Below are 20,396 nucleotides of genomic sequence, written 5' to 3'. Positions count from 1 at the left end.
TCGGTCGATGCGCCGTCGTCGTGGCTTCTGGCATGATCGGGCTCATGTCCGCCAAGCCGCACTACAGCGACACCGACGCTTGTGCCAACGACCTCGCCGATGCGCTGGGGCCGGACCTGCGCATCGCCGCGCCGCTGGGCCTGGGCAAGCCGCATGGCTTGCTCAACGCGCTGTGCCGGCTCACCGCGGCCGATCCGACGCGCTCCATGCGGCTGTACACTGCGCTGTCGCTGACCCGGCCGCAGCCGAAGCCGGGCTTGGAACAGCGCTTTTTGCAGCCGTTTCTCGATCGCCATTTCGGCGTCGACGCCGTCGATCCGCAGTACGCGCTGGATCAGTCGCGCGACGCGCTGCCGCCCAACGTGGCGGTGCACGAGTTCTATCTGCAATCCGGCGCGCTGCTGCACTCGGGTAGCGCCCAGCGCAGCTACATCAGCCAGAACTACACCCACGTCGCACGTGACCTGGCGGTGCAGGACATCAACCTGCTGGTGCAATTGGTGGCCCGGCGCGAGGGCAGCGACGGCGTGCATTACAGCTTGTCCTGCAACCCGGACCTGACCCTGGATTTCCTGCGCCAGCTGCAGCTCGCGGGTTTGCCGCGGCCATTGTGCGTGGCCGTGGTGCATCCGGATCTGCCCTATCTCAGCGGTAACGCGGAAGTGCCGGCGGACTACTTCGACGTGGAGCTGCGCACGGAGACCGCGCCGCGCCTGTTCGCGGTACCGAAATCGCCGGTGGACCTCACCGAGTATGCGATTGGTCTGCATGCCAGCGCCCTGATCAAGGATGGTGGCTGCCTGCAGATCGGCATCGGCGCACTCTCCGATGCCCTGGTCAAGGGATTGTTGCTGCGCCAGCACGAGAACACCGCGTGGCGCTGCATGCTGGTCGCGCTCGATCCGGCGGGAAGCACGCACGCGCACGCCGGCTGGCTGGGTGGGCTGGCCCCGCTGGAGGGCGGCCTGTACGGCGCCAGCGAAATGGTGATGGATGGTTTCATGCACCTGCAACGTGGCGGCATTCTCAAACGGCGCAGCTGGGACAATCTGGCGCTGGAGCGCGCGTCGGCCGCCGGGCGGCTGAACCCGGCCACGCCGGGGGGACACTACCTGCGTGGTGCGTTCTTCCTCGGTTCGCGCGAGCTATATGAGTGGCTGGACACCACCGAAGCTGCCGAGCCGAATGCGATCGACATGTGCGCGGTCTCCAACGTCAACCAGTTGTATGGTGATCATCAGGCGCTGTCGACGTTGCAGCGGCGCGATGCGCGTTTCTTCAATACGTGCATGATGGCGACCCTGCTCGGCGCGGCGGTCTCCGATACGCTGGAAGACGGCACGGTGGTCAGCGGGGTGGGTGGGCAATACAACTTCGTGGCGATGGCGCATGAGTTGCCGGGCGGACGTTCGGTATTGCTGCTGCGCGCCACCCGCAAGCGGGCGGGCGGGATCGAAAGCAATATCCGCTGGAGCTATGGCCAGACCACCATCCCGCGCCACCTGCGTGACATCGTGGTGACCGAATACGGCATCGCCGACCTGCGTGGCAAGAGCGACAGCGAATGCATCGAGGCGATGTTGTCGATCTGCGATGCGCGCTTCCTCGATGCGTTGTGCGCAGAGGCCAAGTCGCACGGCAAGCTCGCTGCGGATTTCGTCATACCGGCGGCATGGCGGCGTCATTTGCCGGGCTGGTTGCAGGAGTCGCTGACACCGTTCCGGCGCAAGGGTTTGTTGCCGGTATTTCCGTTCGGCAGCGATTTCGACGAGGTCGAACAGCAACTGCTGCCCGCGCTGGAATGGTTGAAAGCCTGCAGCGGCAACTGGCGCGGCCGCTGGCGACTGCTGCGTGCAGTCCTTCGTCCCGGCGACGCAGCCGGCGGCGAGGACAAGGCCCTGGCGCGGATGGGGCTGGACGCGCCATCCGGCCTGTCCAGCCGAATGCAGCGACGCCTGCTGCAAGCCGCCCTGCGCCGCAACCCATCGCCGTAGGGTGGGCTTTGCCCGCCGGTTCTTGAAACGCGCGTCGCAGGAATGGCGGCGGGCAGAGCCCGCCCTACGATTTTCGAAGCATTGTTTGCACTTGGGGACGTCGTGCAAGATGACTTGAGGTCGGCGTAGGGCGGGCTTTGCCCGCCGTTCTTGATGGTCGTGCGCCAGGAAGCGGCGGGCAGAGCCCGCCCTACGAGATGCGGAAGGTTCGATCGTTTGGATGTGGGTGGGACGCGGGGTAGCTACGCTGGTTTGGCGGGATTGTCCGCGGGTTCCTCGGCGGGATCAGGGCGGGCTCTGCCCGTCGGCTTTTTTCATGGGCGTTGCATGAATGGCGGCGTTCGGAGCCCGCCATACGATTTTCGAAGCATTGTTTGCACTTGGGGACGTCGTGCGGGATGACTTGAGGTCGGCGCAGGGCGGGCTTTGCCCGCCGTTCTTGGTGGTCATGCGCCAGGAAGCGGCGGGCGGAGCCCGCCCTACGAGATGCGAAAGATTCGATCGTTTGGGTAGCTACGCTGGTTTGGCGGGATTGTCCGCGGGTTCCTCGGCGGGATCAGGGCGGGCTCTGCCCGTCGGCTCTTTTCACGGGCGTTGCATGAGTGGCGGCGTTCGGAGCCCGACATACGATTTTCGAAGCACTGTTTGCACTTGGGGACGTCGTGCGGGATGACTTGAGGTCGGCGTAGGGCGGGCTTTGCCCGCCGTTCTTGGTGGTCATTCGCCAGGAAGCGGCGGGCGGAGCTCGCCCTACGAGATGCGGAAGATTCGATCGTTTGGGTCGCTACGATGGTTTGGCGGGATCGTCCGCGGACTCCTCGGCGGGATCAGCCGGCTCGGCCGGGTCGTCCATCAGCGGCAGTACCGCGGGGCTGTCGAGATCGTCGAACTGCTGGTGGTTCACTGCCCAGAAGAACAGCGCCACGGCGACTGCGATAATCAGCAGCGTTACCGGAATCAGTACCAGCAGGATATTCACGCCGACACCTCGCTGGCGTGCGTGGGCCCGCCATGATCCCGACCCGGCTCCGGAGCGCGATCGCGGCCTACGCGCATCGCGTTCAACACGACCACCAGCGAGCTCAGGGACATGCCGATGGCAGCCAGCCACGGCGGCACCATGCCGAACGCCGCAAACGGCACGGCGATCAGGTTGTACAGCAGGGCCCAGCGCCGGCTCTGCGCTACCACCTCTCGCAGGCGCACGGCGATGGTGCGTGCCTGCAGCAGCCCTTCCAGCCGGCCGTCCAGCAGCAACAGATCGGCCTGCGCCTGGGCCAGGTCGGTGCCGCTGGTCAAGGCGGCGGATACGTCGGCAGCGGCCAGCAGCGGAGCGTCATTGCTGCCGTCACCCACCGCCAACACGGTGTGTCCAGCGGCCTGCAACGAGCGCAACAGGGCGAGTTTGCCGGCGGGCAGCTGGCGGGCGTGCCAGTCGTCGATGTCGAGCTGCGCGGCCAGCGCGGCGACGCGATCGGAAGTGTCGCCGCTGGCAATACACAGTCCGACGCCCTGGCGCCGCAATTGCTCCAGGGTGGAGCGCGCGTCCCCGCGTGGCTGTTCGTGGAAGTGGAAGCGCGCCAGCGCACCTTCATGGTCGGCAAGCACCAGCGCGTCATCAGCCAGCCCGGCATCGAGCGAGCCGGCCGGGAGCGCGAAGCCTGCGCGGCCGAGGCGCAAGCTTCGTCCGTCCACCTCGCCTTCGATGCCGGCAGCCATGGTCACCCGCACCTCGTGTGCCCGCACCGGCGGCACTTGCCGACGGGCGGCTGAGGCCAGCGCGCGCGCCAGCGGGTGCGAGCTTTCACTCGCCAGGGCCATGGCCCAGATCAGGACCTGTTCGCGGGAGTCGCCGCGCAAGGGTTCGGTGGCGTCGATGTCGAGTCGCGGCACGGCCAGGGTGCCGGTCTTGTCGAACAGCGCACGGTCGATGTTGGCCAGCGCCATCAGCGCGTTGCCGTCTGTGACCAACACGTGGTGACGAGCCAGTTGACCCAGCGCGCGGGTCAAGGTGACCGGCAAGGTCAGAGCAAACGCGCAGGGGCAGGCCACCACCAGCACCGCGATGGCGGCATCGAAAGCGCGCGAAGGATCGACCAGCAACCAGCCCAGTGCAGTCAGCACGGTCAGCGCCAGCACGCGACGCACGAAACGCGCGACATCCCGGTCGCTGCCCGTGATCAAGGCGCGTGCCTGGCGAGCACGCTTGGCGAGGGCTCCCAGTCGGGCCACGCCGGTGTCGGTGCCGCCGTGTTCGACCCGCAGTTCCGCCGGACCGGTCAGCAGCACGCTTCCGGCAATCAGCCGTTCACCACGCAGGCGCTGCTGCGGCCGCGATTCACCCGAGAGCAGCGCCTCGTCGACCTGCACCGACGTGCTTTCCAGCACGCCGTCCGCGGGTACCGTGCCGCCGTCCGGGATATGCACGCGGTCACCGCTGGCGAGATCCAGTGCAGCCACGGTTTCCAGTTCGCCGTCGGCGCGGCGCCGTTGGGCCAGCAGCGGGGTGGCATCGATCAGCGCGTCGCCCTGCGCGCCGCCGCGATGGCGCGAGCGCAGTTCCAGGTAGCGTGCGCCAAGCAACAGGAACACGAACATGCTGACCGAGTCGAAATAGACTTCGCCGCTGCCACGCAAGGTATTGATCACGCTAGCGGAAAATACCAGGATGACGGCCAGCGCCACCGGCAGGTTGATGCCGAGCCGACGTCCGCGCAGTTCACGCAGTGCGCCGGCGAAGAAGGAGCGCGACGAATAGAACACCAGCGGAATCGTGGTCAGCAGGCCCAGCCAGCGGAACAGGTTGCGCGTGCTGTAGTCCACGAAATCGACCACGCCGATGTAGATGACGAAGGCGTAGGTCATTACCTGCATCGCACACATGCCGGCGACCAGCATGCGCTTCAGCGCATCGTGCATCTCGGCGGCGCGGGCATCCTCGATCTCGTCGTTGCGCAGCGGGCGCGCCGTGCAGCCGGCGGCAGCGAAGCTTTCCAGCAAGGCCGGCAGCGAGGTGCGTTGGGTCTGCCAGACGACCCGCACCCGCTGCGCCGGGCGATCGATGGCGACGCGCTTTACACCGGGGAGTGCGTTGATGCGCTGCTCCAGCCAGAGCACCTGGCGCGCGTCATGCAGGACATCGACGTGCAGTGCGATCTCGCTGCAACCGTCGCGGCGCTCGCGCAACACCTGGGTGGCAAGCCGGGGGTCCGCCCAGGCCGCAGCGGTATTCATGGCTTAGGATCGGGCGGCGATTCGGCTGGTGCGCGCGGAGCACTGTGCGCGCTGGCCGGCACGCCGAGCACCGCGTGCGACGTACTCAGTGGCGTATCGGCATAGCGAATACTGACCACGATGAGCCAGACGCAACCCGCCAGCGATGCGACGAACACCGCGATGCCCAGCCACAACACCGGCTGGTGATACCACGCCGACCTGGCGTGGACGGTGTTGTCATTGCTTGTCGTCATTTGTCGGGTGCGACCAGTGATAGACGTAGGCGGCGACCACGTGGATCTGGTCGGCGGTCAACCGGGTGTCCCAGTTCGGCATGTGTCCCTGGCGGCCGTCGTGGATGGTCTTGTGGATGTCCGCGGCAGTCCCGCCGTAGAGCCAGATGTCGTCCGTGAGGTTGGGTGCGCCCAGGGCGTGGTTGCCTTTGCCCTCGGCACCATGGCACGCCGCGCAGGTGGCAAACAGGGGCTGGCCCGCGGCAGCCATGGCCGCGTCGTGCTTCGCGCCGGACAGGCTCAGCACGTATTGCACCAGATTGTTGACGTTGTCCTCGCCGAGACTTGCCCACGGCGGCATCACACCGCTGCGACCGTCATGGATCGTGGTGGTGATGTCCTTGCCGGTGCCGCCGTAGAGCCAGTCGCCGTCGGTGAGGTCGGGTGCGCCAAGCAGGGTGTTGCCCTTGCCGCTGCGCTCGTGGCAGGCGGCGCAGTTGTCCTCGAACAGGACCTTGCCCATCTGCCGCGCCTGCGGGTCGTCGGCAAGTTGCTCCACCGGATACAGCCGGAAGCGCTCCAGCAGCGGATCGAGCTTGGCGTCGTTGGCGGCCACGTCGCGCGCCAGCTGGCCGTGCGAGGTCCAGTTCAGCGCACCCTTGTGGTTGCCGAAGCCGGGGTACAGGTACAGGTAGACGAAAGCGGCCGCGAACATCGCGCCGGAGAACCAGACCCACCAGCCCGGCAACCGCTTCAGGCCTTCGAGAATGGTTCCGTGCGCCCACACATGGCCGGTAGTGCCGTCCGGCCGGGTGGGGATCTTGGCGCGCGGCGCCCACAGGTACAGAAAGAACGTGATGCCCAGGTTGAGCGTGACCAGGAACATCACCCATAGCGACCAGCCCGTGCTCATGGACGATTCTCCTTCGTGTCAGCCTGCGTTTCGGATTTTTCGGTGACAGGTTCTTCGTCGAGTTCCAGCGGCAGCTTGGCCATCTGGTCGAAGACGCGCTTGTGCTTCTTGCGCCAGGCCCAAATCCAGATGCCGATGAAGGTGGTCATCATCAATACGATGAAGACGCCGGCGATATGACCCCAGATGGGGTTCATCGGTGTCATGGCGTGCCTCCGTTGCCGGCCGTAGCCGCATCGGTTGCCGCCGTCTTGGCCGCCTGCGGCCTGGGTTCGTTGTCTATGCCCAATCCCTGCAGATAGGCGATCAGCGCGTCCATCTCGGTCTTGCCGGCCACGGCGGCCGGCGCGGCGGCAATCTGCGCATCTGTGTACGGGTCACCCAACTTGCGCAGCGTGCGCATGCGCGCCTGCACGTCCTTGGCGTCGATCTTGTTGTGCGCCAGCCATGGATAGGCCGGCATGTTCGACTGCGGAACCAGCTGGCGTGGATCCATCAAGTGCAGGCGTTGCCATTCGTCCGAATATTTGCCGCCGACGCGTGCCAGATCCGGCCCGGTGCGCTTGGAACCCCACTGGAACGGACGGTCGTAGACCGACTCCGCGGCGGTCGAGAAATGTCCGTAACGCTGGGTTTCGAAGCGCAGCGCGCGAATCATCTGCGAATGGCACAGGTAGCAGCCGTTTTCGACGTAGACGTCCTTGCCGATCAAGCGCAGCGGGTCGTACGGCTTCACGCCCGGAGCCGCCTTGACCGAGTGCGCCTCCATGAACAGCGGCGTGATCTCGGCCAGGCCGCCCAGCGAGACCATGATCGCGGTCAGGACGGCAAGCAGCCCGACATGCTTCTCGATGAGTTCGAAATGTTTGTAAGCCATGTCTGGATTTCCTCAGCCGGCCGCAGGCAGTGGGGCGGGTACCTGGTGCGGTACCGGCTCGGGGATCGGCACCGGGATCGGCTTGATCAAGCGGGCGCGTGCATCGGCGGCGGTGTGCCACAGGTTCCAGGCCATCACCCACATGCCGGACAGGATGAACACGCCACCGGCCCAACGGATCAGGTACATCGGCTTGATCGCGATCAGGCTGTCAAGGAAGCCGTAGGTGAGCGCGCCATCGGGTTGCGTCGCGCGCCACATCAGACCCTCGGTGACACCAGCCGCCCACATCGAGCCGATGTACAGCAAGGTGCCGATCATGTGCAGCCAGAAGTGCAGTTCCATGCCCTTGCGCGAATGCATTTCCGGTCGACCCAGCGCCCGCGGCGCCATCGCGTACAGCGAGCCGATCGTGATCATCGCCACCCAGCCGAGCGAGCCCGAATGCACGTGGGCAATGGTCCAGTCGGTGTAGTGCGACAGCGAGTTCACGCTCTTGATCGCCATCATCGAGCCTTCGAAGGTGGCGGCGCCGTAGAACACCAGCGACATCACCATGAACTTGGCCGCGGGATCGGTCTTCAGTCGATGCCAGGCGCCGTTGAAGGTGAGCAGGCCATTGGCGGCCGAGCCGAGGCTCGGCATCAGCAGCACCAGCGAGAACGCCATGCCGACCGACTGCACCCAATCGGGCAGGGCGGTGTACATCAGGTGGTGCGCGCCGGCCCACATGTAGACCGAAATCAGCGCCCAGAAATTGACGATCGAGAATCGATAGCTCCACAACGGCTGCTTGGCCTGCCGCGGCACGAAGTAATACATCATGCCGAGGAAGCCGGCGGTGAGGAAAAACGCCACCGCGTTGTGGCCGTACCACCATTGCACCATCGCATCGACCACGCCCGAATAAATCGGGTAGGACTTGGTCCAGGACACCGGCAAGGCCAGGTTGTTGACGATGTGCAGCAGTCCCACGGCAATGATGAACGCGCCGTAATACCAGTTCGCCACATAGATGTGCTTGATGCGCCGGCGCGCCAGGCTGCCGAAGAACACCACGCCGAAGCTGACCCAGACGATGGCGATCAGGATGTCGATGAACCATTCCGGTTCGGCGTATTCCTTGCTCTGGGTGATGCCCAGCGGCATCGTGATCATCGAAAGCACGCAGACCAGTTGCCAGCCCCAGAACGTGAATGCGGCCAGCTTCCTGAACGCCAGTCGCGCATGGCCGGTGCGCTGCACCACGTAGTAACAGGTGCCCATCAGCGCCGAGCCACCGAACGCGAAGATCACCCCGAAGGTATGATCCGGACGCAGTCGGCTGAAAGTGATGAAGGGGATGTCGAAGTTGAGCGCTGGCCACATCAGCTCGGCGGCGATGTAGACGCCGACCGACATGCCGATGATGCCCCACACGGCGGCGGCCAGCAGGAACTGGCGCACGACTTTGTCGTTGTAATATTCGGTGTTCGGCATGGGCGTTCCCGGCTGGACAGCTGCGTATTTTGGGGCGAAGCATGCAGTGTCGTCTTGATCCTGATCAAGCGGCTGCGGCAATCCGTCCCCTCGTTACAAGGCCGGCGAATGCGTAGTGCCATCGCCACGCCCGGCTCACCTTGCCACAAGCCGGGTGGGTCAAGCGAGTATCCTTGTCTTTGTTGACGTCGCCAATCAGCGCGACCTGGCTTCCTGGTTGAATTCATGAGTGAAATTGATCCGCAACACCCACGTCATGCAGGCCCGGCCTTGCGTCGGTCCAGCGTCGGCGTCCAGATTGGCAAGGTGAAGGTCGGCGGTGGCGCTCCGATCGTGGTGCAGTCGATGACGAACACCGACACCGAAGACCCGGCCAGTACCGCGAAACAGATTGCCGAGCTGGCCCGTGCCGGCTCTGAACTGGTGCGCATCACGGTCAATACGCCGGCCGCGGCCGCGGCGGTGCCGCGGATTGCCGAACGGCTGGCGATGATGGGCGTGGACGTGCCCATCATCGGCGACTTCCACTACAACGGCCACCAGTTGCTGGAGCGCGAGCCAGCCTGTGCCGAGGCGCTGGCCAAGTACCGCATCAACCCCGGCAATGTCGGGTTCGGCAAGAAGCACGAAAGCCAGTTTGCCTCGATCATCGAGAAGGCGCTGCGCTACGACAAGCCCGTCCGCATAGGCGCCAACTGGGGCTCGCTCGACCAGGCCATGGTCACCGCCTTGATGGACGAGAACGCGCGGCGCGCCGAGCCATGGGATGCCTCGCATGTGGCGCGCGAAGCACTGCTGCGCTCGGCACTGGATTCGGCCGCGCGCGCCGAGGAGCTCGGCCTGCCGCGCGAGCGCATCATCCTGTCGTGCAAGGTTTCCGGCGTGCAGGAGCTGATCGCGGTGTATCGCGACCTGGCCGTGCGTTGCGACTATGCACTGCACCTCGGCCTGACCGAGGCAGGCATGGGTTCCAAGGGCATCACCGCCTCGGCCGCGGCGCTGGCCGTGCTCTTGCAGGAAGGCATCGGCGACACGATCCGTATCTCGCTCACGCCCGAGCCCGGCGCCTCGCGTACCGGCGAGGTGATCGTGGCGCAGGAACTGCTGCAGACCATGGGCCTGCGCTCGTTCACCCCGCTGGTTACCGCCTGTCCCGGCTGCGGTCGCACCACCAGCGAGTTCTTCCAGGAGCTGGCGCAGACGGTGCAGGCGCACGTGCGCGAACAAATGCCCTTGTGGCGGGTGAAATACGACGGCGTGGAGAATCTCACGCTGGCGGTGATGGGCTGCATCGTCAACGGCCCCGGCGAATCCAAGCATGCGAACATCGGCATTTCCTTGCCCGGCAACGGCGAGGCGCCGGCCGCCCCGGTATTCATCGACGGCGAAAAGGCGATGACCCTGCGCGGGGACAACATCGCCAACGAGTTCGTCGGCATTCTGGACGATTACGTGGCGCGCAAATATGCGGTCAGGGCCGGCTGATCGCAGCGTCTCGAACTGCCGAGTCTCTCCATTTTTCGTATCGACACGACGCGGAAACCATGCGATGAATATTCCGGTCTGCTGACAGCACTGGAGCCGTGCCTTGCGATCAAGTCCACAATTGCGAATCGTGTCCGTCTACGTGATTGTGGCTGCGCTCTGGATCTGGTTCTCGGATCGTGCACTTGATCTTCTGACCCACAGCCGGGTCGAGCTCAGCGACTTGCAAAGCATCAAGGGCTGGCTGTTCGTGCTGGTGACCGGCATGGTGCTGTACTGGATGATTGGCCGCGACATGCGTCGGCTCAAGGCTGTCAACCGGTCGCTCTGGCGCGGTCATTCGCAGACGCTGCGCGTGCTGGTGTCGGCGATGGACATCCGGCACAAGGAAACGGGCGATCATTCCGACCGGGTGATGCGCATGGCGGTGGGGCTGGCCAGGCACGCCGGCGTGAGCGGGAAGGCGTTACGCAGCCTGGGCTTTGGTGCGCTGTTGCACGACATCGGCAAACTGGCCATACCTGATGCCGTGCTGATCAAGCCGGGCAAGCTGGACGACGACGAGATGGCGGTGATGCGCCAGCACACGAAAATGGGCAACGACCTGCTGCAGCAGGTCGATTTCCTGCGCGACGCCAGCGACATTCCCTACAGCCACCACGAACGCTGGGATGGCGGCGGGTACCCGCGCGGATTGCGTGGCGAAGAAATTCCGCTGGCGGCGCGGATATTCAGCGTCGTGGACGTCTGGGACGCGTTGATCACGCCCCGGGTATACAAGCCAGCCTGGCCAGAGGCGGACGTCTTGAACTATCTGCGTGAAGCCGCCGGCAGCCAGTTCGACCCGCACCTGGTGGACTTGTTCCTGCAGCACTATGACGAGTTGAAGTCACTGGGCCGGGGGACGGGTTTTGACGTGCTGGAAGCTCAGATTCCGGTGCGCGGCTGAAGCGGCGACGGGGCGAGCTCGCTCCAGTTGCCGACGCGCCCGGGCAAGCAGACCAGGCCGCTGATCCGTTTCAGGTAGTGGGCGCGTGGCATCTCCACCGCGCCCAATTGCAAGGTGTGCGGGTTGGCGACCTGGGCGTCGAGCAGCGGATAGCCAAGATCACGCAGCAACTGGCCCAGCGCCATCAGCGCGACTTTCGAGCCGCCGCTCTCGACACTGAACATCGACTCGCCGCAAAAAAGTTTGCCCACCGCCACGCCGTACACGCCGCCAATTAGCCGATCGCCGTCCCAGGTTTCCACGCTGTGCGCATGCCCCGCCTGATGCAGGCGCACGTACGCGTCAATCATGCTCGGCACGATCCAGGTGGAGCCATGGTTGTCACGTGGCGCCGCACAGCCGCGGACGACGGCCTCGAATGCCCGGTCGACCGTGACGTGCCAGTGCTTGCCGGCGAGCTGTCGACGCAGGCTGCGGTTGGGCCGCAGGGTTTCGGTGTCGAACACGCAACGCGGATCGGGTGACCACCACAGGATCGGTTCGCCTTCCCCAAACCACGGGAAGATGCCAGTTCGGTACGCGGCGAGCAGTCGCGCCAGCGACAGGTCGCCGCCGAAAGCCAGCAGTCCGTTGGGTTCGATCTGGGAGGTTGCCGGATCGGGAAATTGCTCCGGTACGTCCGGGTCGAGCAAGGGCAGGCGGATCATGGCGTGCGGTAAGGGCTGTGCTGAAACAGTTCGTCGACATAGGCATCGACGGCCGGGCCTTCCTGCGCGAGGGACTCCGCCACGGCCGCGCGGAAGCCTTCGTGGGCCAGCCAATGGCGGGAGTGCGTGCGCACCGGCAGGAAGCCCCTCGCCAGTTTGTGTTCGCCCTGGGCGCCCGGTTCGAAGCGCTCCAATGCCTGGGAGATGGCGTATTCGATGCCGCGGTAATAGCACAGTTCGAAATGCAGGCCCGGCACATCGATCGATGCTCCCCAGTAGCGACCGTAGAGCACGCCGTCACCGCGCAAGAACAGCGCCATCGCCACGATCGCTCCGTCCTGACGCGCCAGCGCCAATTGCGCGAGCGTACCCAGTTCACCCAGCCGGCGGAAGAATTCGGCGGTCAGCACGGCCTGATTGCCCTTGGCGTCAAACGTGGCTTGATACAGGCCGTGGATGCGCTCCCATTCAGCGCGATTCAAGGTGTCTCCCGCCCGCCATTCCACCATCAGCCCGCTGGCTGCGACGTGCTCGCGTTCGCGCAGGATGTTCTTGCGCTTCTTGTGGCTCAGCGAGGCCAGGAAGGCCGGGAAATGCCGGTAGCCGTGATTGTGCCAGTGGAATTGCACATCCGAGCGAACCAGCCAGTCGTCACCGAACGCATCCAGCTCCGGTGTGAGCAGGAAGTTGGAGTGCACCGAAGACAATCCGAGTCGTACGGCCTCGTCGTGCATGGCTGCGACCAAGGCGCGCTGCAGCTCGGCACTGTGTTCGTGGTCGCCCGCCAGCAGGCGCGGACCCGGCACGGGCGAGTAGGGCACGGCGTTGAGAAGTTTCGGATAGTACTCGCCCCCGGCGCGCTCCCACGCGCGCGCCCAGCCCCAGTCGAAGACGAACTCGCCGTGCGAGTTGCCCTTCAGATACAGCGGTGCGGCAGCGACCAGGCGGTCGTCTTCATACAGACCCAGATGGTGCGGCTGCCAACCCCAGTTCGCGCGAATGCAGCCGGTTTCCTCCAGCGTGTGCAGGAAGGCATGCGAAACGAACGGATTGTCGCTGGCGCGCAAGCCGTCCCAGCTGGTGGCGTCGAGCGTGTCGATGGCGGGATGGAAGCGTGCCATCAGGCTGGAGGTCGCGACGTTCATTACGAGTCGGTGCGCCAGCGTGCGATCTCCAGCAATTTTTGCTGGTCGGCGGCGAGCGGCAGGGCGGCTTCGCTCAATTTCAGCGCCCGATCGGCGTGTTCCCGGGCGGCCTCCCGGTACTCGGGACAATTCTGCCGGCCCAGCGTTTCCAGCGAATGCTGCAGATAGGTTGCGACTTCCAGCAGGCCGGCGCCGTCGCGGGCCAGTCGCGCGTACACGTCCTCGAAGAAGTGACGTTCATCCAGCGCCCGCACATGCACACGCGGATATTTGATGTCCAGCTCCCGCACCGATTGGCGTGCCTGTGCCCAGCCACACATCAAGCGGGTGGTGGTGCCAATGACATCGATCGCCGTGCCGGGGTCGTTGACCGCAGGCGAGAGTGCGCGCTGCGCGATTTCGGTCAGTACCACCAGTCCGAAGCGCGGATCCTGTCGGAAGTCGGGCCGGTCCTCGATCACGAAGGCGTCGGCGATCCGCCGGGCCATTTTCGCATCGACCTGCCGGGACGATCGCGCGACATTCTGGTTCGGCGTGATGAAATCACCCGCCGCTGCATCCGCCCACAGAGCGATGTCGGCTTCCTCGGTGAGTTCGTGCAACCGGCCTGCGTCGATATAGGTCACATAACCGATGGTTGCGCTGAATATCGATGAAGCATCAGGTGGCGGCTCCTTCCATGGCGATGCGTGGAGGTAGGGCGCCGCGGCGAGTGTCTTCATGGCCTCGCGCGTGGCACGCTCGACCCGGTCGATGGTTTCGCTGACCCGCCCGAGGCGTGATAGCTGGTTGATCCAGCGCAGCAGGGTGACCACGATCATCACGATCATCAGGATCGTGGCGGCGAACAGGATCAGTCGACCGCTGTTGCCGTAGATTCCGGTGCTGAGCGCGATCAGGCCGACGATGCTGAACAGGAAAGCACCGATGAAGGTCGCCAGCGCCCCTTGTGAGCCGGAGTCCTCGATCAACAGCGTCGAGGCGCGGGGCGTGGCGTTGCTGCTGGCCGCCGCGTACGCCGCGACCATGGTGGACAGGGAGAACGTGGTGACCGCCAGCATGCTTGAGGCCAGGATGCCGAGGATGTTGCCTACCGACGACACGCCGATCTGCGCGGCGACACTTTCCGGAATCAGCGGCTTGGCAACCGCCCCGATCAGTGCACTGACCACGCCGAACGCACCGTACAGGGCCGAGCGGAACCACAATTGCCGGGTGATCCGAAGCAGCAGGATCCGCCATTTCGCATTCATCGTCTGGCTCCGTCATCGACGAGGCGCCATGGCGTCCCGGGTAGCAAGTCAGCCTGCCGGCGTCTGCTGATCGAGCCAGCGTTCGGCATCCAGTGCGGCCATGCAGCCGAAGCCGGCCGAGGTTACGGCCTGGCGATAGACGTGATCAGCCACGTCGCCGGCGGCAAACACGCCGGGTACCGAAGTCATGGTGGCCATGCCGTCCAGGCCGGACTTGATCCTGATGTAACCATCGCGCATGTCCAGCTGGCCCTCGAAGATGCCGGTGTTCGGCGTGTGGCCGATCGCCACGAAGAAGCCAGTGGCGGCAATCTCGCGGGTGGCGCCGGAATTGACATCCTTCACGCGCACCCCGGTCACGCCGGTATCGTCGCCCAGCACTTCGTCGATGGTGTGGTTCCAGACCAGTTCGATCTTGCCCGCGGCCTCTTTCTCGAACAGCTTGTCCTGCATGATCTTTTCGGCACGCAACTTGTCGCGACGATGCACCAGATACACCTTGCGACCGATGTTGGCCAGATACAGCGCTTCCTCGACCGCGGTGTTGCCGCCGCCGATCACCACCACGTCCTGATCGCGGAAGAAGAATCCGTCGCAGGTGGCGCAAGCGGAGACGCCCTTGCCCTTGAACTTCTCCTCGCTGGCAATGCCCAGGTACTTGGCGGTGGCGCCGGTGCTGATGATCAGCGCATCGGCGGTGTACTCGCCCGAGTCACCCGTCAGCCGGAACGGACGTTGCTTGAGGTCCGCCGTGTGGATGTGGTCGAAGATCATCTCGGTGTGGAAGCGCTCGGCGTGCTCGGCCATGCGTTGCATCAGCGCCGGACCTTGCAGGCCTTCCACGTCGCCGGGCCAGTTGTCGACATCGGTGGTGGTCATCAGCTGGCCACCCTGTTGCAGCCCGGTGATCATGGTCGGCTTGAGGTTGGCGCGGGCCGCGTAAACCGCGGCAGTGTAACCGGCGGGACCGGAGCCGAGAATCAGCAGGCGACTGTGCTTGGGGGTGGGCATGACGGGTATAATCCTTGGGTTTGCTGGTGACTTGAGCAGTTATTCGCTGCACCTGCCGTCCGGGTTTCACTGGAACCGTGCCTGCAGGTGGCAAGAATGCGTGCGACCCCCGGAGAATGGGGAATCCGCGCGGCCGATTCAAGTCGACGGCAGACCGGCCCCCACCGCGGCAGTTGCGCGATGGACTTACAAACGTGTTCCCACAGGATTCTTTTGCCATGCGTATCGGTATCCCCTCCGAAACCAAGACCCTCGAAGGTCGTGTTGCCCTTGTTCCCGCCGCTGCTGCCGACCTGGTGCGTCGTGGCCACGAAGTGTTCATCCAGTCCGGCGCCGGCGAGAAGAGCGGCTTTTCGGACCAGGCCTACGTGGACGCAGGCATCAAGATTGCGGCCGACGCCGCTGCGCTGTACGAGGCCGGCGAGTTGATCGTCAAGGTGAAGGAGCCGATTGCGGGTGATCTGGCGTTGCTGAAGAAGCACCACCTGTTGTTCTGCTACCTGCATCTGGCGGCCGAGCCCGCGTTGACCCGAAGCCTGCTGGACATCGGCCTGACCGGCGTGGCGTTCGAGTCGGTGGAGGAGCACGGCGGTCTGCCGCTGCTGCACCCGATGTCGGTGATCGCCGGCCGCATTGCGACCCAGGTCGGCACCACGCTGCTGCATCGTCCGCAGGGCGGCAAGGGCAAGCTGCTGGGCGGCATGGCATCCACGCCGCGCGGCAAGGTGGTGGTGCTCGGCGCCGGTGCTGCCGGCGGCAATGCGGCTCATCTGGCTGCGTCCGCAGGCGCCAACGTGGTGGTATTCGACAAGCGCCAGGATCGCATGGCCGAGATGATGGCGATGGGCCCGAACGTCACCGCCCTGTATGCCTATGAATCCAGCGTCGCCGAGGAAATCCGCACCGCCGACCTGGTCGTCGGCGCCGTGCTGGTACCCAGCGCTAAGGCGCCGCATGTGGTTACCGAGGCGATGGTCAAGTCGATGGAGCCGGGCAGTGTGCTGGTGGATATCGCCATCGACCAGGGCGGTTGTTTCGAGACCTCGAAGCCGACCAGCTGGAAGGATCCGACCTACGACGTGCACGGCGTGACCCACTTTTGCGTCACCAACATGCCCGGCGCGGTGCCGCAAACCTCCTCGCTGGCGATCTCCGCCGCGATCCTGCCTTACGTGCAGCGTCTTGCGGCAGGCAAGGAATGGCGTGAGTTCGAGCCGCTGAAGGTCGGCATCAATGTCGATGGCGGCAAGCTGGTGCATCCGGCATTGCAGGGTATGCTCTGAGCTTGTCGGGAAAAAGGAAGGCTTCCAAGGTGGCGCGCAGCGCGAACGTCAAACAAAAACCAAGCGAAGGCCTCAGTGACGAGTTGAAGCGCCGGCTGCGTGAAGCCGGCGCTTTGCTGCTGCTGCCGCTGGCGCTGTACCTGCTGGTCTGCCTGTTCAGCTACAACCCGCACGACCCCAGCTGGACCAATGCGGGCCAGCTGGAGCATGCGCGCAATTTCGGCGGCACTGTCGGAGCGTATATCGCCGATCTGCTGCGCTGGATTTTCGGCCTGGTGGCTTATTGCTTCCCGTTGCTGCTGTTGCTGCTGGGCGTGCAGGTGTTGCGCCAGCGCGGTCAGCAGTCGCTGCATCCGTGGGAGCCGGCGCTGCGCCTGATCGGCTTCGTGTTCTTCTTCATCACCGGCCCGGCACTGCTGTATCTCAACTTCGCCGAGGAGCCGATCCAGCCGCAAGGGGTCGGCGGCATCATCGGGGTGTGGGTGGGCCATGCCGTGCTCTCGGCGTTCGGATCCACCGGCGCGCCATTGTTGTTGCTGGCACTGTTTCTGGTGGCGGTGACGCTGGCCACGGGGTTGTCCTGGTTCGGGTTGATGGATTGGACCGGGCGTACCGTGCTGCAACTGGTCGCCTGGCTCAAGCTCAAGCTGCGCGAGGCGCCGCAGGTGCTGGCCGCGCGCCAGGCTCGCAACGAGCGCGAAGTGATCAAGAAGGCCGATGCAGTGAAGCAGGCCCGGCGCGAGCCGGTGCGCATCGAGGCGGCGCCCACACCCGTGAAGAAAAGCGAGCGTGCGCGACTGGAAACGCAGATTCCGCTGTTCACCGGCGCCGCGGCGCCGGGCGAATTGCCGCCGCTGTCGCTGCTGGACGAAGCCCCGGAGCAGGGGCCTGGCTACACCGACGAAACCCTGGAAGTGCTCTCGCGCCAGGTCGAGTTCAAGCTCAAGGACTTCAAGATCGACGTGAAGGTGGTCGGTGCCTACCCGGGCCCGGTGATCACCCGTTTCGAGATGGAGCCCGCGCCCGGCATCCGTGGTTCGCAGGTCTCGAGTCTGGACAAGGACATTGCGCGCGGCCTGTCGGTAGTCAGTGTGCGCGTGGTCGACGTGATCCCCGGCAAGAACGTGATCGGGCTGGAGATCCCCAACACCCGCAAGCAGATCGTCTACCTGTCCGAGATCCTGCGTTCGGACAAGTACGACCAGATGAAATCGCCGCTGGCATTGGCGCTGGGCAAGGACATCGGTGGCAAGCCGATCGTGGTCGATCTTGGCAAGATGCCCCATCTGCTGGTGGCCGGCACCACCGGCTCGGGCAAGTCGGTGGCCGTCAATGCGATGGTGCTGAGCCTGCTGTACAAGGCCAGCCCGAAGGACGTGCGCCTGATCATGATCGACCCGAAGATGCTGGAGCTCTCGGTCTACGAGGGTATCCCGCACCTGCTGGCGCCGGTGGTCACCGACATGAAGGAGGCAGCCAATGCCCTGCGCTGGTGCGTGGCCGAAATGGAGCGCCGCTACAAGCTGATGGCCGCGGTCGGCGTGCGCAACCTGGCCGGCTTCAACAAGAAGGTGAGGGACGCCGAGAACGCCGGGCAGCCGCTGCTCGACCCGCTGTTCCAGCCCAATCCGGAAATGCCGAACCTGGCCGCGGATCCCCTGGAGCCGCTGCCGAACATCGTGGTGATCATCGACGAATTCGCCGACATGATGATGATCGTCGGCAAGAAGGTGGAGGAGTTGATCGCGCGCCTGGCGCAGAAGGCCCGTGCTGCCGGCGTACACCTGATCCTGGCTACCCAGCGCCCGTCGGTGGACGTGATCACTGGCCTGATCAAGGCGAATATCCCCACCCGCATCGCGTTCCAGGTATCCAGCAAGATCGACTCGCGCACGATCCTCGACCAATCGGGCGCCGAAGCCCTGCTCGGCCATGGCGACATGCTGTACCTGCCGCCGGGCACCGCCACGCCCGAGCGCGTGCACGGCGCGTTCGTCGACGATCATGAGGTGCATGGCGTGGTGAACTGGCTGAAATCGCAGGGTGAGCCGAACTACGTCGAGGGCGTGCTGGAGGAAGTGCAGGCGACCAGTGACGGCAAGTTCATCAACGACTCCGGCCTGCCGCAGGATGGCGAGGAGGGCGGCGACGCCGATGCCCAGCTGTACGACAAGGCAGTGGCCGTGGTCACGCAGACGCGTCGCGCGTCGATTTCCGGCGTCCAGCGCCACCTGCGCATCGGCTACAACCGCGCCGCGCGGCTGGTCGAGCAGATGGAGCAGGACGGCGTGGTCAGCCCACCGCAGCACAACGGCAGCCGCGAAGTGCTGGCGCCGCCACCACCGAAGGATTGAGACCAAACCAGCTCGTGCCTTCGCGCGATGTTTGCAGCAAGGGCGGCGGGCAGAGCCCGCCCTACAGCTCGGTTAAGCCTTGGCTGTCCACAATTGCAGCCTTCATCACGTTTCGGGAAATCCTATGAAACGCTTCATGTTCGCCCTGTCTGCCAGCGTGCTGATGTTGTCGCTGAGTGCCATGGCGCAAGCCGCCAGCGGTCCCGCGCGGGCCCGGCTCGACGCCTTTGCCACCGGGCTGCATTCGCTCACCGGGCATTTCACCCAGACGCTGACCAACGCCAACGGCCAGGCGGCCAAGACCAGTTCCGGCACGCTGGCGCTCGAGGCACCGCGGGAGTTCCGCTGGGATACGCTGACGCCGTACAAGCAGACCATCGTGGCCGATGGCGGCCGGGTCTGGATGTACGACCCCGAGCTTGAGCAGGTCACCGTGCGCAAGCAGAGCACCGAGGAGGCGCACAGCCCGTTGACCGTGCTGACTGACATCAAGCAGCTCGACAAGGAGTTCAAGGCCAGCGAGCGCGGTGAGCGCGATGGTCTGCTCTGGCTGCGCCTGACCTCGACCAGTCAGGACCCGCAGTTCGCGTATGTCGATCTCGGCTTCAACGACAAGGGTCTTGCGCGCATGGTGTTCCGCGACCAGCTCGGCTCGACCACCGACATCCGCTTCTCGGACTGGCAGCGCAACCCGTCGCTTCCACCGGGTACGTTCACCTTCGTGCCACCGGAAGGTGCCGATGTGATCGGCGACGTGCCGGACATCTCGATCCGGCCGATCCGGAACTGATCCGGCCATGGCGGTGCTGCGACAACTGCCGCGTTGGGCCTGGATCGGTGGCGGCATGCTCGCGTTCGTGGCCGGCATCGTCAACGCGGCGGGTTACCTGGGCTTCCGCCACCAGGCGATCACCAATCTGACCGGATCGACAACCCTGCTGGGTGCGTCGGTGGGTCTGGGTGATGGTCCCGAGGTTGTGCACTGGGGGTTGTCGGTCGCCGCTTTCGTGGCTGGCGCGGTGCTCAGCGGATTGATCATCCAGCAGCAGACGTTGAAACTTGGCCGTCGCTACGGGGCTGCCTTGGTCCTGGAGTCGATTCTGTTGTTTGCCGCCGTTCCGCTGCTGGAGGCGAACCAGTCCAGCGGCATTTATCTGGCATCGATCGGCATCGGGTTGCAGAACGGCATGGCCAGCACCTTCAGCGGCATGGTGTTCCGTACCACCCATGTGTCGGGGATGTTCACCGATCTGGGCATCTACATCGGGCAGCGGCTGCGCGGCCTTGAAGTGGACAATTTGCGTATCGGCGTGTGCCTGCTGGTGGTGACCACGTTCACCCTGGGTGGCGCGGCTGGCGCGCTGTTGTTCCAGTGGCTCGGCGAACGTGCGCTGCTGGTGCCCGCGGCGCTCACCGGCCTGTGCGGCGTGGGCTACGGCATCTATCGCCAATACACGATGAGCAGGGACCGTGGAGCTGGCAACGCCTGATCGCGGC

18 protein-coding genes are annotated in these 20,396 nt (G+C 65.1%); 7 read left to right on the top strand and 11 right to left on the bottom strand.

Going from position 1 to position 20,396, the window contains the following annotated elements:
• Positions 1-44 precede the first annotated feature (44 nt).
• A complete protein-coding gene (locus AC0L58_RS08835; RefSeq protein ID WP_473682557.1) occupies positions 45-1,994 on the top strand; it encodes an acetyl-CoA hydrolase/transferase C-terminal domain-containing protein in 1,950 nt (649 codons plus the stop codon).
• A 784-nt stretch (positions 1,995-2,778) separates the two neighbouring features.
• Here the strand turns inward: AC0L58_RS08835 and ccoS are convergent.
• The 7 genes from ccoS to ccoN are packed head-to-tail and all read right to left on the bottom strand — an operon-like array spanning position 2,779 to position 8,712.
• Positions 2,779-2,973, bottom strand: a complete 195-nt coding sequence (gene ccoS / locus AC0L58_RS08830; protein ID WP_473682555.1) for a cbb3-type cytochrome oxidase assembly protein CcoS — start codon at positions 2,971-2,973, stop codon at positions 2,779-2,781.
• Positions 2,970-5,228: a heavy metal translocating P-type ATPase gene (locus tag AC0L58_RS08825; protein ID WP_473682553.1), complete on the bottom strand. Its 2,259-nt coding sequence runs from the start codon at positions 5,226-5,228 to the stop codon at positions 2,970-2,972. The genes ccoS and AC0L58_RS08825 overlap by 4 nt, the downstream gene beginning before the upstream one ends.
• The gene (locus AC0L58_RS08820) at positions 5,225-5,464 is read right to left on the bottom strand and encodes a hypothetical protein (protein WP_473682551.1); all 240 of its coding nucleotides are present in this window, start codon (positions 5,462-5,464) and stop codon (positions 5,225-5,227) included. The genes AC0L58_RS08825 and AC0L58_RS08820 overlap by 4 nt, the downstream gene beginning before the upstream one ends.
• Positions 5,448-6,356 (bottom strand): cytochrome-c oxidase, cbb3-type subunit III, encoded by a 909-nt coding sequence (gene ccoP, locus AC0L58_RS08815; protein ID WP_473682549.1) that lies wholly within the window; start codon positions 6,354-6,356, stop codon positions 5,448-5,450. Before ccoP ends, AC0L58_RS08820 begins: the two co-directional genes overlap by 17 nt.
• On the bottom strand, positions 6,353-6,562 hold the full coding sequence (locus tag AC0L58_RS08810) for a cbb3-type cytochrome oxidase subunit 3 (RefSeq protein ID WP_473682547.1): 210 nt from the start codon (positions 6,560-6,562) through the stop codon (positions 6,353-6,355). Before AC0L58_RS08810 ends, ccoP begins: the two co-directional genes overlap by 4 nt.
• On the bottom strand, positions 6,559-7,233 hold the full coding sequence (gene ccoO, locus AC0L58_RS08805; RefSeq protein WP_473682545.1) for a cytochrome-c oxidase, cbb3-type subunit II: 675 nt from the start codon (positions 7,231-7,233) through the stop codon (positions 6,559-6,561). The genes AC0L58_RS08810 and ccoO overlap by 4 nt, the downstream gene beginning before the upstream one ends.
• Positions 7,234-7,245: 12 nt before the next feature.
• A complete protein-coding gene (gene ccoN / locus AC0L58_RS08800; RefSeq protein WP_473682543.1) occupies positions 7,246-8,712 on the bottom strand; it encodes a cytochrome-c oxidase, cbb3-type subunit I in 1,467 nt (488 codons plus the stop codon).
• Positions 8,713-8,937: 225 nt separating this feature from the next.
• Here ccoN and ispG point away from each other — a divergent pair, with 225 nt between their 5' ends.
• Both ispG and AC0L58_RS08790 read left to right on the top strand, forming a co-directional pair.
• The gene (gene ispG / locus AC0L58_RS08795; protein WP_473682541.1) at positions 8,938-10,197 is read left to right on the top strand and encodes a flavodoxin-dependent (E)-4-hydroxy-3-methylbut-2-enyl-diphosphate synthase; all 1,260 of its coding nucleotides are present in this window, start codon (positions 8,938-8,940) and stop codon (positions 10,195-10,197) included.
• 103 nt (positions 10,198-10,300) lie between these two features.
• On the top strand, positions 10,301-11,146 hold the full coding sequence (locus AC0L58_RS08790) for an HD-GYP domain-containing protein (protein WP_473682539.1): 846 nt from the start codon (positions 10,301-10,303) through the stop codon (positions 11,144-11,146).
• On the opposite strand, the gene aat is transcribed toward AC0L58_RS08790, so the two are convergent.
• The 4 genes from aat to trxB are packed head-to-tail and all read right to left on the bottom strand — an operon-like array spanning position 11,125 to position 15,262.
• Positions 11,125-11,853 (bottom strand): leucyl/phenylalanyl-tRNA--protein transferase, encoded by a 729-nt coding sequence (gene aat / locus AC0L58_RS08785; protein ID WP_473682537.1) that lies wholly within the window; start codon positions 11,851-11,853, stop codon positions 11,125-11,127. The two genes, AC0L58_RS08790 and aat, sit on opposite strands and share 22 nt — an antisense overlap.
• Positions 11,850-12,998, bottom strand: coding sequence for a GNAT family N-acetyltransferase (locus AC0L58_RS08780; protein WP_473682535.1), 1,149 nt, complete (start codon positions 12,996-12,998; stop codon positions 11,850-11,852). The genes aat and AC0L58_RS08780 overlap by 4 nt, the downstream gene beginning before the upstream one ends.
• Entirely contained in the window at positions 12,998-14,251 is a 1,254-nt protein-coding gene (locus AC0L58_RS08775; protein ID WP_473682533.1) for a DUF2254 domain-containing protein, read from the bottom strand. Before AC0L58_RS08775 ends, AC0L58_RS08780 begins: the two co-directional genes overlap by 1 nt.
• A gap of 48 nt (positions 14,252-14,299) precedes the next feature.
• On the bottom strand, positions 14,300-15,262 hold the full coding sequence (gene trxB, locus AC0L58_RS08770) for a thioredoxin-disulfide reductase (RefSeq protein ID WP_473682531.1): 963 nt from the start codon (positions 15,260-15,262) through the stop codon (positions 14,300-14,302).
• A 218-nt stretch (positions 15,263-15,480) separates the two neighbouring features.
• Between trxB and ald the strand changes: the two genes are divergently transcribed.
• The 4 genes from ald (at position 15,481) to AC0L58_RS08750 (ending at position 20,389) form a co-directional block, all read left to right on the top strand.
• Positions 15,481-16,545, top strand: coding sequence for an alanine dehydrogenase (gene ald / locus AC0L58_RS08765; RefSeq protein ID WP_473682529.1), 1,065 nt, complete (start codon positions 15,481-15,483; stop codon positions 16,543-16,545).
• Between the two features lie 29 nt (positions 16,546-16,574).
• Positions 16,575-18,899 carry a DNA translocase FtsK gene (locus AC0L58_RS08760; RefSeq protein WP_473682527.1) on the top strand — a complete coding sequence of 775 codons (2,325 nt, stop codon included), beginning with the start codon at positions 16,575-16,577 and terminating at the stop codon, positions 18,897-18,899.
• Positions 18,900-19,023: 124 nt separating this feature from the next.
• Complete coding sequence (lolA, locus tag AC0L58_RS08755) at positions 19,024-19,689, top strand: outer membrane lipoprotein periplasmic chaperone LolA (protein WP_473682525.1); 666 nt, start codon at positions 19,024-19,026, stop codon at positions 19,687-19,689.
• A gap of 7 nt (positions 19,690-19,696) precedes the next feature.
• On the top strand, positions 19,697-20,389 hold the full coding sequence (locus AC0L58_RS08750) for a YoaK family protein (RefSeq protein ID WP_473682523.1): 693 nt from the start codon (positions 19,697-19,699) through the stop codon (positions 20,387-20,389).
• Positions 20,390-20,396 lie beyond the last annotated feature (7 nt).

The organism is Rhodanobacter sp. G2-10 (assembly GCF_055809185.1).
Note: the sequence above shows the minus strand (reverse complement) of the source record. Positions and strands in the feature narration are given on the sequence as shown.